The organism is Paracoccus benzoatiresistens (assembly GCF_026913015.1).
Lineage (GTDB): Bacteria > Pseudomonadota > Alphaproteobacteria > Rhodobacterales > Rhodobacteraceae > Paracoccus > Paracoccus benzoatiresistens.
Genome location: NZ_JAPTYD010000075.1, coordinates 1 through 14,225 on the forward strand (window position 1 = coordinate 1; position 14,225 = coordinate 14,225).

The 14,225-nt window shown below is 58.0% G+C and carries 12 protein-coding genes and 2 pseudogenes; 2 read left to right on the forward strand and 12 right to left on the reverse strand.

The features are described 5' to 3' along the window. Window positions 1-180, reverse strand: a pseudogene (locus tag OU682_RS24410) (transposase); the annotation flags it as partial. An 8-nt stretch (window positions 181-188) separates the two neighbouring features. Between OU682_RS24410 and OU682_RS21695 the strand changes: the two are divergent. Next, a pseudogene (locus OU682_RS21695) lies at window positions 189-667 on the forward strand (IS66 family transposase); the annotation flags it as partial. Here OU682_RS21695 and OU682_RS21700 read toward each other — a convergent pair. After that, window positions 648-881: a DUF6429 family protein gene (locus tag OU682_RS21700; RefSeq protein ID WP_268944286.1), complete on the reverse strand. Its 234-nt coding sequence runs from the start codon at window positions 879-881 to the stop codon at window positions 648-650. The pseudogene OU682_RS21695 and the gene OU682_RS21700 sit on opposite strands and share 20 nt — an antisense overlap. A gap of 89 nt (window positions 882-970) precedes the next feature. Next, a complete protein-coding gene (locus OU682_RS24415; protein ID WP_371832296.1) occupies window positions 971-1,150 on the reverse strand; it encodes a transposase in 180 nt (59 codons plus the stop codon). Between the two features lie 433 nt (window positions 1,151-1,583). On the opposite strand from OU682_RS24415, the gene OU682_RS21705 reads away from it, so the two are divergent. Further along, on the forward strand, window positions 1,584-2,090 hold the full coding sequence (locus OU682_RS21705) for a flavin reductase family protein (RefSeq protein ID WP_268944287.1): 507 nt from the start codon (window positions 1,584-1,586) through the stop codon (window positions 2,088-2,090). A gap of 124 nt (window positions 2,091-2,214) precedes the next feature. On the opposite strand, the gene OU682_RS21710 is transcribed toward OU682_RS21705, so the two are convergent. The 9 genes from OU682_RS21710 to OU682_RS21750 all read right to left on the reverse strand — a co-directional run. Next, window positions 2,215-3,630 carry a tetratricopeptide repeat protein gene (locus OU682_RS21710; RefSeq protein WP_268944288.1) on the reverse strand — a complete coding sequence of 472 codons (1,416 nt, stop codon included), beginning with the start codon at window positions 3,628-3,630 and terminating at the stop codon, window positions 2,215-2,217. Then, window positions 3,627-4,721: a family 8 glycosyl hydrolase gene (locus OU682_RS21715; protein ID WP_268944289.1), complete on the reverse strand. Its 1,095-nt coding sequence runs from the start codon at window positions 4,719-4,721 to the stop codon at window positions 3,627-3,629. The genes OU682_RS21710 and OU682_RS21715 overlap by 4 nt, the downstream gene beginning before the upstream one ends. Further along, a complete protein-coding gene (locus OU682_RS21720) occupies window positions 4,718-7,054 on the reverse strand; it encodes a cellulose biosynthesis cyclic di-GMP-binding regulatory protein BcsB (protein WP_268944290.1) in 2,337 nt (778 codons plus the stop codon). Before OU682_RS21720 ends, OU682_RS21715 begins: the two co-directional genes overlap by 4 nt. Then, window positions 7,051-9,402 (reverse strand): UDP-forming cellulose synthase catalytic subunit, encoded by a 2,352-nt coding sequence (bcsA, locus tag OU682_RS21725; RefSeq protein WP_268944291.1) that lies wholly within the window; start codon window positions 9,400-9,402, stop codon window positions 7,051-7,053. Before bcsA ends, OU682_RS21720 begins: the two co-directional genes overlap by 4 nt. A gap of 16 nt (window positions 9,403-9,418) precedes the next feature. Beyond that, window positions 9,419-10,057 carry a hypothetical protein gene (locus OU682_RS21730; RefSeq protein WP_268944292.1) on the reverse strand — a complete coding sequence of 213 codons (639 nt, stop codon included), beginning with the start codon at window positions 10,055-10,057 and terminating at the stop codon, window positions 9,419-9,421. 61 nt (window positions 10,058-10,118) lie between these two features. Beyond that, window positions 10,119-11,417 (reverse strand): bifunctional diguanylate cyclase/phosphodiesterase, encoded by a 1,299-nt coding sequence (locus tag OU682_RS21735; RefSeq protein WP_268944293.1) that lies wholly within the window; start codon window positions 11,415-11,417, stop codon window positions 10,119-10,121. An 89-nt stretch (window positions 11,418-11,506) separates the two neighbouring features. Beyond that, entirely contained in the window at window positions 11,507-12,502 is a 996-nt protein-coding gene (locus tag OU682_RS21740) for a sensor domain-containing diguanylate cyclase (RefSeq protein ID WP_268944294.1), read from the reverse strand. A gap of 463 nt (window positions 12,503-12,965) precedes the next feature. Next, a complete protein-coding gene (locus OU682_RS21745) occupies window positions 12,966-13,196 on the reverse strand; it encodes a hypothetical protein (RefSeq protein ID WP_268944295.1) in 231 nt (76 codons plus the stop codon). Between the two features lie 648 nt (window positions 13,197-13,844). After that, window positions 13,845-14,225 (reverse strand): ATP-binding protein (locus OU682_RS21750; protein WP_268944296.1); only part of this gene is annotated, 381 nt, incomplete at its 5' end.

The window sequence follows — 14,225 nt, forward strand, 5'->3', positions numbered from 1 at the left end:
CCCTGACCGCGAAACCAGCGTCCCTGAGATCAGAGACGTCGCATGAAATCGGCGGACAACTACCTTGATAAACACCGTGATCACCATGGCACCTCTCCTGGCCAGCGTGAGCGACACCAAGGTCTGGCAGTTGGTATTCTTGCCCAGCACGGTCGCATACTGCGGAGCCACGCCAACCGAGTGCCGGCGACCGGATCGGCAAGTTCTACGACATCGAGCGCGCCATCAGCGGCAAACCTGCCGAGCTGCGGCTGGCGGTTCGACAGAAGGAAACCAGGCCCAAGATGGACGCCTTCCGGGACTGGGCCGAAAAGCAGCTAACGCATATCCCGGGAAAAAGCGATCTGGCCAAGGCCTTCCGCTACGGGCTGAGCCGCTGGTCTGCCCTCACGCTGTTTCTCGAGGACGGGCGCGTGGCCATCGACAACAATGCGGCCGAGCGTTCCCTGAAACCAAATGGGCGTTATTCGCAGGCTCGGATGCGGGCGGCAAAACGCTCGCCCGCGCCCTGACCGTCACTGAAACGGCAAAGATGAACGGGCTCGATCCGCAGGCTTATCTTGCCGATGTCCTGGGCCGCATCCACGATCACATGAACAACCGCCTCAGCGAATTGTTGCCCTGGAACTGGGCGTCAATAGGCTCGGTCAAGATCGAGGCCGCGTAAACAGCGCCCGGAAGAGTTCTTCGGACTGCCTCAGACCCTCATCGGTCAGGATAACCGACTTTGCCTTGTTGACCGGATCGGCGATCAGTCCCCGGGCGTGCAACCGCTCCAGGGCGTCCCAGTCAAAGCCTTTCCACGCCCGCCGCTCGTCATGCAGCGTCAACCACAGCAGCGCCAGAACGGCATCGTCGATCTTGTCCCGATCAATCTCCATGGACTGAGCCTACCACGCAAAGCCGTGGCGCAAGACACGACATCATCAACACTTGTCGATGCAAAATGGCCGCGGTGCAAGCCGGGTGGTTACGCCAGCGCGGAAACATTGACGTCCGGTTCCAGAGCTGCAGTGACTGCCTGTGCCTTGAACTCATCCGACCACCGGCGACGCTCGCCGACCGGCGCACCGTCCAGCCGCTCAACAACAGCTTCGACCAACTGAAAGCTACCAGCCGCAGGCATAGGCGTAGAACTAGACGTAGACATGGAACACCAGCGATCAGATCAACGCCCGCACCCTATGCCAGACTAGGCACGCCATTAACCCACTTGGTCTCCTTACCGCTTACGCGCAGTGAGTTCCGCGCGGAATTCAATTAACCTATACAAAAGGTTAATTTGTTTAGTAAACAACCTCAGGGTACCACAGTAATATTCAATGCTGTTTGTGGGTGTTTCAATGAGCCAGTCTGAACGTTTTTCTACTACTCGCCCCACTATTTCCCCTGATGATTGGAACCGGATCATCTCAGCAATAGGCGCCTACTCTCACAGTGGTGAGTACCGCGATCTTCTGGCGCGGCTGGAGCATCTCGCCAAATTTCACGGGATCGAGCCAGCGCCTCGCGGTGCAGATTTACCTTGAGCTGGGTTGCCGGGCTGATCACGGACGCGCTTCACCAGACAGGGGATCACTGACATGGGCATCACCACCGACCTGTTCCGCCAATCCATGGCCCTGTTTCCCGGCGCCGTGACGCTGATCACCACTGGCCAAGGCGACGGGCGCCGCGGCATCACCGCCACCGCCGTCTGTTCGGTCAGCGACAGCCCGCCCAGCCTGCTGGCCTGCGTCAACCGCAAGACCGAGACCTGCGACACGATCAGCCGCACCGGCCGCTTCAGCGTGCAGCTGCTCGACGACACCTCGGACGAGATCGCGATGGCCTTCGCGGGCGCACGCAAGCTGGAAGGGGCGGCCAAGTTCGGGGTCGGCCGCTGGGCGTGCACCGCTTTTGGCCAGCCGCGCCTGCTGACGGCGCTGGCCTGCCTGTCCTGCCGCGTGCTGACCGAGAGCGACAGCGGCAGCCACCGCATCTTCGTGGGCGAGATCGAGGACGCGGTTCTGGCCGACGGCGACGCGCTGGTCTATGTGCGATCCCGCTTTCACAGGCTGCAGGCTACGGGATTGGCTGCAAAAGCGTAGTAGGATCATCTGACCGAGGTAATCTTCGACATGACCGCTCTCCTTTGTGGATCGTTGCAGACCCATCTTGGCACTTAGATGCCGTCGGGGAGCGGTCACATCATCAACGCGGGTCCCAGTACTCTTAGTTGGAAACTGTAGCAGCCAGTCCGGCTCGCGACTCTCTTGTAGACATCTCACTATTAAGACGGCGAAACTCTTGCCGAGCGCGGTTGCGATCTCCCGAATTCAGATAGGCGTAAGCTCTAAGGATAGCGAGATCGCGGCGGATACTGCCTGCCACCTGTTCCATGGCATCAAAATATTGAATGGCTTGTTTGTATCGGCCGTTCTTGTAGGCAAGGACACCCCGCTGATCGAGGATTTGACGCTCGATATCGACCCGCTGCTTTCGGGTGAAATCAGTGCCCGCTGAAATGCGCGCGGCTTCTTCGGGCATATGCATTTTCAGATAGGCGAGCGCCATCCCATAAGCTGCATCGCGTCGCTGCGTTGAATCCAGTCGCCCTGACAAGGCAGTCCGAAAATCCGCAACTGCCTCCATCGGGCGATCAAGGTTGTAGGCGCACCAGCCGCGTTGATAAACTGTTGCAGCATTGGTCGATCCTGCTGAACGCTGGAGACAGCCCCTCCAGTCCCCTGCCGAAACGAGCGCATCCAAGGACGTGCCACTTCCAGCCGCCCTTCGTGACGGTTCAGAAGTGCGGCGGGGTGCCGCTGCTTGCGGTGTAGGCGCGCTCTCCTGGGGTTTAGGAGTGGGAGCGGTATCTGTCCGAGAGGGTTGAGCAGAACGGGGAGTTTCCGGAGCCCGAGATGCAGCAGCAGATGTTGCTGATCCACGTCCCGCGAGGAGACGCTGCAGAAGTTCTGAATAGCGTTCTTCTTGGGCAGGAAAACGCGATATAGTCTGCGCGATCAGGGAGCGGAGTTCAGCTTCCGAGGCGACATCGTTAGCTTTTTCCAATGTGGCAACAAGATCTGCCTCGTTAATGCAAGCTGTCAGGACGGCGCGGTAGGTTCCTAAAGCTTCGGCGTTGTTCCCTTTCGCTTGCTGTGTGGCGGCAATGCGCCACGCATTATTGATCCGGTCGCAGCGAAGAAGACCAGGTGTATTCGCGGTAGCCTGAAGCGCGTTGGTGAGATCACCCGTTTCAATAGCCTTATCCAACAGGGCCTGCCCTTCGGCAATCTCAAGAAGGTCGGTCATCTCGCCGGGCGGAGTCCAGCTCGGGTAGTCCGACCGAGCTTTGGCAAGAGTCTCACGCGCCTGATCGAAGCGACCTTGAGCAACGTGGCCATAGAATTCGTCAATTTCCGTAGAAGGCCCCGTGACTCCAATCCGCGAGAGGTCCTCGGGAGGGGTCCATTGCGGATATTTCAACTGCAGCCGCCGCAGTTCGGCATCGATCGATACGGTATCCTGCTGCTGAACGTAGAAGTTCAGTGCCAGAAGCTCTTCAGCCTCGGGTGCGTTTTGTTGGGCAAGTGCGGAACCCGCATTCAACAGAACAAATGTAAGAGCAGCAAGAGATCGGATCATATTGGTACGCACCTTGGGAAGACCGTAACCTGGACGACGAGCGCCATCAGATGCAGGGTTGCAGGATAATAGGGCTGGGCGTCCGAGAAGGCCGGCATAAGCGAACCAACCCGGTTCGATGTTGCACAGGTGGCAAGGGCAGAGGTAGCCACATAACCTGGGTGGTCACTGCGCTCCAGCCCTTCACGGGTGGCCGGGTCGAAGACTGTAACAGCACCGGGCTGAGTTGCCTCCGCCGCCACAGCGCGAGAGAATGCAATCACCGCGGGAGCGTCTGCCCGGTCTCCCCAGAGCGCAAAGAGTGGCACCCGCATCGCCTCATAGCCTGATCGGCGCGAAAATCTTTCAGGTGCTGCTCCTGGCCCGTCTTTGGTCAGGCTTATCCAGTCTGGCACAAGTCCATTTTGGGCAAGTTCATCGATAAGCGCCTCCCCATCGGCGGTCAGAGTCGCCAATGCGCTGCGACCCGTAATCTGTGCCAGGTCATACATAGCGCGAGGCATATAATATGAGGGGTTCAGGGTAAGCGATCCCTCATGCTGAAATCCTGCGACACCGGGCAGAAGATATCGCCGACCGCTCTTGTCAGGGTGCTCGGCGGTGCACTGGGTGAGGAGGGCATCGACGATCCCTCCGGCTTGCTCAATCAGCTCGGACCGGCCTTGCTGTCTCCCCAGGAGTGAGAGGCCCCACGCATAGAACAGGTCACCATCGCTCGCATTGTTGGGATCCTCGATGTTTGGGGTTGTATCAGGACGCCAGCGCCATGCCAGGAGCCCGTCGCCTCTTCGGTTCAGGTTACGCTCCGTCCAGTCGATGATTGCCTCTGCTGCAGCATGATCTCTGAAAATCGCTGCCAGCGTAAGCCCATAGCCTTGGCCTTCGGAATGGCTGGCAGCCTCTTGAAACTGATCAATGACTCGACCGTCCGAAGTCAGGCACAGCGCCTTCCATGCCCGCCAGGCCTCTTGCAGGGGATGGTCCGCCGAGAGAAAGTGGACATGCTCACCATTTGCCGCATGAGTGGCGCGCGCCCAGTGAGGCATAGTTGCCGCCAAAGCGGCCGTGACGAGAAAGCTGCGGCGGTTCAAAGCTGCCCCCTCCGTTTGGTAAACAGGATGAACAAAAGCGCGGGAATTGCCGACAGCAACGCAAGGACCAAAAAGGTGACGGTGAACAGCAGCGGCGACCAGGAGGCGTAGTTCCCAAGAACTGCTCGCAGATTTGAGAGCTTGAGAGGTTCGCGCAGCTCCGGGGGGCGCACCGGCGCCCAGACTTCCCACGTATTGTCTTTTGTCAGTATCGCGGCTTCTCCCTTTGCCAAGCCGCCTTCGCGCAGTCTAACAAGACTCTGTAGTACTGCCGGAACCGAAACCTGTGATCCTAGAACCAGCCATAGCTCGTCCGGTTCCTGTCGACGGGGACGAAGAAGCAGCACGCTACCGTGACGCGTTTTGAGCCAAGTCGAGAGGCTTTCGTCAGAACCCATAAATGCCGCAGATTCCAGCCAGTCTATTCGTCCAGAAATCAGATCCCTGACCGCGGAATTGTTGGCGACGGGCTCAAGAGGGAGCGGAACGGAAGGCTGCGGATCCTCCTCAGTTAACCGATAGCGAGGAGCAGCTTCCACAGCGGCCGCCGGTCCAGGCGGTGACGATGCTGACTTTATGTCGATCAAAGCCTCTTGAAGATCACGAGCGGCCACCAAGCCTCCCTGCAGAGGGAGAACGGATATATCATTGACGCTAATGAGATTGAGGCGCACTGAAGGATCAGTGGTTTCGGGGTTCGAGGTCAGTCCAGCAGACAGCTGGGCAGCAGTCATTTCCAGCGCTGCCCGGTCGGATACGCCTTCTGGAACTGTAATTCCCCGTGAACCTAGTCTGGAAAGGGGCTCCGCCAACCCTGCAAGCGCCATGGTTGGCGCGGGCGGCACCAACAGCGTACTGTCGCTGGTAATCACCAGCATGTCCGCGCGGCGCAGGGGGCAGGTTGCATCAGGAGGATCGCCCGGCACCATCATTTCAAAGATGAGGTTGTTACGCCTGCCGTGCAGCAGGTTGGCGGCAAAGACGATATCGAGTGGCTCCTGCATTTGTCCGCCCTTGCGATCCAGTGGCAAAAGTCGGACAGTTTCGTTGTTAACCTTGATCAACAGAATGGAGCCCGCGGGCAGGGCGTCTGCAAAGCCGTAGTGAAGCTGAAGGCGAGCTTTCTGGTTGGAGAGCAGAAGCCAGTCTGAAGGCAGATCAAACGGAACCTCGTGACGAAAGTAGTGTGTGCCGCCAATAATGTCCTGCTGACCCAAGTCGGCTAGCTTGACTGTTGCCCCCGGTGTGAGTGCCGGAACCACGTCGAGCGGTGTGGCTAGCTTTGGAAGAAATTGATCCAGCGGCGGCAATATTCCATCTGCATGTTCCACCTGAAGAACAAGTCCACCTGCAGCGCCTTTTCTGAACTCCGCATGGCTGCGATCGGAACCGATGAGCGCGACCGACAGCGGCGACGGTGCCTCAAGCCCATAGAATGAACGGAACTCGACCAGGACCTGCCCACCTGAAATTTGTCCCAGCACTTCGACCAGCTGTTGCAGCATTGCCCCGTTTTCATTTTCGCCTACCAGGACGGGCAGTGGCTGGCCCGTCGCGGCGAGGGCGCGTAATGCCAAGGCAAATCCCGCGTGATCTGCGGCCATGATGTCAGCATCGACAGGCACGCCACTCTGCGCAAGATTGATGTCGGTCCAAACGCCAAAACTTGCTTCCGGACCACAATAGATACGGTGGGGCTGCCGGACATTCAGACGCACGAGGTTTGCCCCGGATTTTAGGCCTGTCGTCGCGACCCTGACCGTCTCAAACGCGTTGAGATGCTCAAGCGGCAGCACCACGGGTGCGGCCTCGTTGATCGTGATACTGATTTCAGAAACTTCCGGCAGGACGTTTACTGTCGACCGGAGCGTCAGCAACATTTCCGCAGGGATCACAGCATTCTGAGGCAAGTTAATCTGGAGATCCACAAATGCGACTTCACCGGTTAATCGCAATATGCCCGGCTCAGCCTGGCTTGCACCAATCTGCACGGTGTCGGGAAGTCGAACGAGGGGGATCAGAGGCGCCAACCAGGGTTGCCGTTCCGCTATCCGGACCTCGTCACCTCGATCGCGCTCGGGGATCAGGGGAGACGCCTCTGGGTCGGCTGTTTCGGACGAGGGCATTGTCGCAGAAGGAAGCTGGATCTGGGGTACTGCCTCTCCAAGGGAGGGCGGCTGACTTTCCACAGCCGTTGTAGAGCTTTGCTCTGGCACCTGATTGGCAGGAGCAGGGTCGAGCACGATAAGCGGTGGTTGTTCCTGTGCCAGAACTGACTGGGACGTCATCACTGCCGCAGCAACCAGACAAGTGAAACAGCGCAGGACGTTCACTGCCGTGCCTCCGGTTCGATCCAGGCACCGAAAGGCGAGGGCGCTGCCACCTGCCGATGTTCCTCCTGATCAAAATCTGCCCCGAACGCTACCAAGTGCGCAGGCTTGCGCATTTGCCGCTCGGACAACGCCGCCTGTCTCCGACGCCCGGGCTCACGCCAGAAATCTCCCATTGTCTTGGGGATGGATGTGGCCATCAACCACAGGATATAAACCAATCCGGCCAGCAACCCTTTCCGCTTGCAACTTTGCTCCCGCTGGGCGGCCCAGTTCTCACTCGAGCCAAAGACCAGGTGGGCTATTGCCTCTCGCACATCCATGTTCTGTTGGGCGACAAACTGAACGCCCAGCATGATGCCCTCGCGCGGGGTGCCAAAGACCGCGCGGACAACAGCTCGCACGTCTCGCTCCAGGTGCGGCGACTGATCGAACCGCGGGCGGAATACCACCTCTTCGCCCTTCTCAACCATTCGGGCACCTTCGCCTTGTGGCATCCCGATCAGCCTGAGACGGGCACCCGAGGTCGATCCGTCAAAGATCTCCACCGAGAGTGGTTCTAGCCCGCTGTTTTTCCAGCGGATCACGCCTGGGGCACGCATCTCGACGCGAGGAGAGCTGCGGCGCTGCTGCTTCTCTGACACCGCGCGCAGTGACAGGGAGACCAGCAGAAAGTTGAGCACGGCCCAGACACCAACCACTGCCAGCACGTTCCGGTCGCCTGGAAAGGCAATCCACCGGATCACGAGAGCTATCAATCCAGCGAACATCAGCAGGAACACGAACATCAGCGGGCGATAAATCGGAGAGATATAGTCTTCGGCCAGCGTCTCGTCCTTTGCGGTCACATTGAACCGCGCATTGCGGGGACGCAGCACAGTGCGAAAGATGGCGGACACCAAATAGGGCGCTTGCGCGACCTCGTAGATTTCAGAAATGAGAGGCCAGCGATAGCTTGCAAACACCGCGTTCTGGACCAGAAGAACCACAGCCATGTAGCTGAGCACATAGGCGACCGCCTCTCCAAAGGTGGTCACAAAAATTTCAACCCCGAAGAACAGATAAGCAAGGGGTGCCAGTAGATAAACCATCCGAATGACGGGAAAGAACCAAAAGCTCATGGAGTTGATATAGCAGAGCCGCTGCATGAAACTCAGTCCCGGCCGAAACAGGGGGTTCTTGAGCAGCAGCATCTGCATCATACCCGATGCCCAGCGGCCACGTTGCTGGATGAACGAGGCAAAGGTTTCGGGCTGCAGCCCCGCGATCATGGCGCGGTTCAGATACATACTGCGCCAGCCTCGCGAATGGATCTCAAGCGCCGTTTCAGCGTCCTCGGTGATGGTCTCCCCTGCAAAACCCCCGACACTGTCCAGCGCTTTACGGCGCAGCACCGCTGCCGATCCGCAGAAAAAGGCGCCACCCCAGCGATCCAGCCCGCGGTGGATCATCCCGTAGAACATCTCATTCTCTGGCGGCGCTTTCAGGTTCAGGTTGCGCTCGATCGGATCGGGATTGATGAAGTGATGTGGTGTCTGGACCAAGAAGAGCTTCGGGTCCTGCACGAAATAGCCGACCGTTCGGGCCAGGAAATCCCGCGACGGAACGTGGTCGGCGTCGAAGATCACGACCAGATCACCATCCAGACGCTCAAGCGCCGCACTCATGTTGCCCGCCTTGGCATTTTCATTACGAGCGCGAGTCGAGTAGATCACCCCCAGTTCACGACACAGAGCTTGAAGCTCGGCGCGCCGTCGGCGCGCAGCAGCCGCCAGCTCTGGATCGGACGAGTTGCAGCGCTGGTCAGTTCCGCCGTCGTCACAAAGCACCACCCGACGCAACTTGGCTGGATAGATCATGTTCTTGGCCGCAGAAAGCGTGATGCTCAGCATCTCGATGGCTTCGTTATATGACGGCACAAGGATGTCGACGGTGGGCAACTCCGCCAGCTCAACCTTGGGCGGCAGCCCTCGGTCGACAGGATCGGCGGTGATGAAGGCGTTGAGAAAGAAGACGAGGATTGAATAGGTCTCAACCAGGAGCAGGATCGTTGCGAGGATGAAGGATGCCGTGAACCCCGGATCAGGCATCGTGGCAGTAACCCGCCAGAGCCAATAGCGCAGCACGATCACGCTTGCGATCGCCATAAGCACGACTCGAACTGGCATTTTGAAGGCAAACGGCTTGAGCAGAACCACCACAAGCACTGCCGCAAGCCCAAACACGCTTTGGGCGGTGTTCGAAACCGGGACAGAAGCGATAACCAGGACCGGAAGCAGGGCCATTGCCCATAGCGGCAACAGCATTGCGCGGAAGACCTTTCGCCGACTCTTTCCCGGCTCTCTTTTCATCCTCAGGCCCCCTGCATTACCGTGAAGGACCGGCCAGCGGCGAAATCAGCCGGCTTTGGCCGGCTCCCGATTGAGCCAAGGCAGGAGACGTGATGCTTGCTGCTAACAATGGCTGCAGGGCGTCTTCTGAAGTACCGGCGACGCAGTTGCGGAGCATAATGTCCATGACATCATCTCCGCCGGGAATCTGGCGCATGCTACTATTTACTCTGCGCAGGCCAAGCACGCAGACGGTATCGTTGCCAAACCGTTCCTCGGTCCAGAGATAGCTGCCAAGCTCATCGTTATCACTGATCATCTCTCCCGTGGTAACATCCGCGAACGGGGGCGGAAGCTCGCCAACCCAGCGTACCAGCTCCTCAAACCGCAATGGCCCGCTCGCACGCATCCCAGAGCGCGTGCGTATCATCAAAATATTGTCTCCTGGCACCAGCGTTCGGTTACGCAAGCTAATCCTTTGCTCCGGCCCAAAAACGAGTTCACGTTGCAGAACCAGTTGAGTGTCAGGTGCGTTGATCCAGGCTCTTTCCGCCGGAATAGAACGCATCGGGATGTTTTCTTCCTGGCGCTCTCTGGACAACATGACGCCCTCAGGACCGATGGCGCAGCTGGACAAGAGGAGGCTGGCAGCAAGCGCAAAAACACCAGGCAGCATGGTCCAGGTCCGCCGAACTGCACTGCGGCAACTCGGATCCGAGGCTCGCTGTTGTTCTAGCCTATTCCGCATCGCTACCTTGCTCCTTGTCTGCATGCCTACGACCCCGACTTTCAAACAACTGTGACAATGGGCCAGGGCGGCCCAGTTCGAATCCTTGAACCTTGTCGGCCCCCAGATCGCGCAAGGCCTTTAGAATTTCGGGAGAGCTCACATGTTCGGCGACGACTTCGATCCCCAACTCGTGAGCAAGATGGATGATCGAGCGGACAATCTGCGCTTCGACATTCTCAGGCTTAACCACATTCTGAATCAAGGCACCATCAATCTTGATGCAATCAGGCTCGAAGGCTGTCAGATAGCCGTAGCTGGATAATCCGGCGCCAAAATCGTCCAAGGCAATGCGACAGCCAAGTTGCCGCGCCTTCCGAATGTTGGATCGAGCCTGATCCAGATTGCGTATGGCAGAGCTCTCCGTGATTTCAAGCTGCACACGCTGCGGATCGATCTCACTCTGGCGCAGTATTTCTGCAAGAAGGCCAGCAAAAGCCGGATTGCTCAAGGTCGGGGCGGAAATGTTGATCGAGACGCGGAGTTCGGGATGTGCGTGCAAGTCGGAAGCAAAGTCAACCAACACTCGGCGCAACACCCATCGGTCCACCATCTCAATAAGCGCGCTTTTTTCAGCTGCGGGCAAAAAGCTTGATGGAGGGTATGCGTTACCCTCACGGTCGAGCAACTGAAGGAGGATCTCGACTTCGCGTGGGGCATCCGGCCCAGAGCCAGTCGCTACAATATCTTGTGCATGAAGCTGAAGGCGGTTCTCAGCAATTGCAACAGGGAGATCGCATATGAGCTGGGCAGTAAGCTCAGTGCTGTTGATGGTGGCGATGTCTGGCCTGTCCAGAACCATGCACGAGCGTTGCTCGTGCCGTGCCGCTACGATCGCAGTGACCAAGTTGCGGCGCACGACTTCGGGCGAGATGCCCGTCTCGGTCCAGACAATCCCTGCCCGAGCGGTAAGGGCAATGCTTCGTACGCCATGTTCAAGCTTGATGTCGGAAATGTCTTCCAGTGCTTGTTCCACGAGTATTCTGCATGCGGCGGAGTCACTGCTTCTCAAGCAGACGAGAAATCCATCCATGGCCTCGTCACCTGCCATGTTGCTTGGCTCGAAATAGGTGGCCAGTCTTTCCTGCATCAACCGGTGCAGGAGATGGGTCTGGAGAGGCCCCGCTGTGACTTCCAACATGTCGAGATTGTCGGGCACAATCAGAGCAAAGCCCCCCGGACATGGTCGCTGCGCCAGCCAGTCACGAATAATATCGTCCGGGCAAAAGGGTTCACGGGAACTGCCCAAGGAGCCGGCTAAAATCATGGGCGTTGTACGAGGCTCTGCATGTCATGTCCTAACTGGACCGTACCCCGTCCGAGAGCAAGGCCTTGCCATCAGGAACTCTCTACAGTTGTGGCTGCCACAATACGATTTCGGCCGCCACGCTTGGCGGCGTATAAGGCACTATCGGCCCGTTCAATCCAAGATCGGCACATCTCACCCTGGTACCGTTCAGCAACCCCTGCGCTGATCGTCACGGTCCCCCCATTGATCTCTGAAATGGATAGCTCGGAAATTTGAGCCTGCAGTCGGCTCATCATTTCTTGGCCCTGTGACAGACTTGCACCTTGGAGCAAGATGCCGAATTCCTCGCCCCCCAAGCGGCCTACGCTGTCAGACTTCCGCGCTTGATCCCACATAACTGACGCGACCCGTGTCAGTACGATGTCTCCTGCAGGATGACCGAACTGGTCATTGATGGATTTGAAGTGATCCAGATCGACTAGCACCAGGGTGTTCGGCGCGTTAGAATTTTCTGCAACCACCAGGTCTAGTCGAGCCAAGAAGGCACGCCTCGTCAGCACGCCGGTCAGACCGTCGGTCCGGACTGTCAAACGCAATTCGAACTGCGACATGACGACCTTGGCGAGATTGCTCAGGACTTCTTTGTCGGCTTCGGTGAAGCGTCGCGGTTCAGTTCCGAACACACATAGCGCCCCTATTTTGTAACCATCGGGCGTTGAAAGAGGAACGCCGAGATAGGAGCGAATGCCAACCGGACCAGTGACGAAACGGTTCTGAGCAAAACGCGGATCTTGGGTTGCGTCGTCAACCATCATCGCGTCCTCGCCCCTGATCGTATAGTCGCAAAACGCCTCACTGCGTGCGCAGCTTCTTCGTGGTACGATGCGTTCAGAAGCGGTAGCCATCGACCATTGCCGGTCAGATCCGATCAGATTGATCGCCGCATGGGAAATATTGAAAATCGATCTGACAAGCGTGACAATCTCGTCAAATTCTTTCTCGGGCTCAGCGTCAAGAATCTTGTAGCGGCGCAGTGCGGCTAGTCTTTCTTCTTCGTTTGCCTCGAGTCGCACGACCTCGTTCATTCGTTTTCCTCCAGAGCCCGGATCCGCTCGTCCTCGTGACTTCACAACATTGTTGCGACCAGAGCGCAGAAAGCGCTTCGATCCGTGCCGGATTTCTGAACGGAACCAACGAGAGGAGCGACGCTCGCGCTGTGCCTACCAAGGGCTTGTTGGAGTTCTTTCGATAACGCACGGTCTGCGAGGGAGCCCACTCTCAACTCTTCAGTAACTATCTGTGCAGGCTCCATCTACCCCCCGGCGCACGACGTGTCGTCAACCATAACGCGAATCATCGTATGGTACCAAGACATGCAGGGCAAATGGACCACGCAGTTCTGCCTCAACAAAAATTTGAGCTTGAAGGCAGGCTCCTTCTACTCCGGTCAACTTCCGGACCCTCTCCTGGAGGATGCAAACCTCGTGATTCGGGTCATGGAAGGGGTGGAGGTCATTGGAGGGGTTGATCCGAGGATGAACTGCGATTTCAGTTCCGCAGCAGTACCCTTAACACGCGGTTGTTTCGGAACGAAGAGGACCGTTGAAGCGGAATCAACCGCCGCAGCAGAAAAATCGCCGCTCCGCCACCAAGCAGCCCTCCCCATCCTCCGGCAACATAGCCGACAGCTATCATTGCCCAAGATGCATCGATAGCGGCCAAAAATAACGCCGTCCCCAAAGAACCGGCCACGATTACGATGAGCATGACAGCGATCATGCGGCCACCTCTGTCGTGGGATCGATCGTCTGTTTCAGGCTAACAACCATTGTCGCTCGATATAGACTGTCAGTAAGGAGACTACCTATCTGGTCAAGACTGCCATCCCAAGCAAGAGATGCAGCGGCTTCAATCTTGCGAAGCAGCGCTAAAAAATCGTCATCCAAGATAGTCATTACAGCCTCGGGGAAATCTTTACAGTAAACTCCTCTTAAGGTTGCTGCTTCGTGCTTTCAAACTTCTATTTGCTTGCTCATAAGAAAAATGGCTCGTACGCCAAGACTGTAGCAGAAATGTCAGAGGCCCTGCCTTGCCTGTGATCACCGCCCTTCGTGGACGCGGGATGCCTTGGCATGTCCCCGCCCCTCCTGTTCGCGGATCCGCTCCAGCTCTTATGGTCGTCCCGCCTTTTGAGTCCGCTGCCGTTGCTCGGCTTTCCGCGCTCTGGGGCTGATCTCTGCGCCCCTTTTTAGCATACCCGACTGCACTCTCGGAATGGGAGACTTCAGTTTACATGTCTGGCGTTCGATAGTTACTTGAGCAGCACGCGACAGGCCGAGTCCGACTCCCGTTGTCTGCAGTGTAAATGCTGGATCACAAATCCCCAGAAGTGCTGGCGCAATATTCCCCACCCTTCGGGTTCGGCAATCAGCCGTGCAGGTGATGGGCACCTCCATTTTTGAGCGGCCGACCGCGCCGCTTTGGCGGGGGCGGCGGTGTGATGGTGGCGTGCGCCCGGGTATGTTCCGGGATCAGGTCAGCATGTTGGCGGAGCCGGTAGCTGGCGCCTTCGATCTGGACGACGACGGCATGATGCAGGAGCCGATCCAGAAGCGCGGTCGCAACAACGGGATCACCGAAGATCTCGTCCCATTCTGCGAAGCCGCGATTTGAGGTCAGGATCATGGCGCCTTTCTCATAGCGCGCATTGACCAGCTGGAAGAACAGGTTTGCGCCTCCGCTGGTGATGGGCAGGTAGCCGATCTCATCGACGATCAGCAGGGAGGCACGGGCATAAAAGCGGATCTT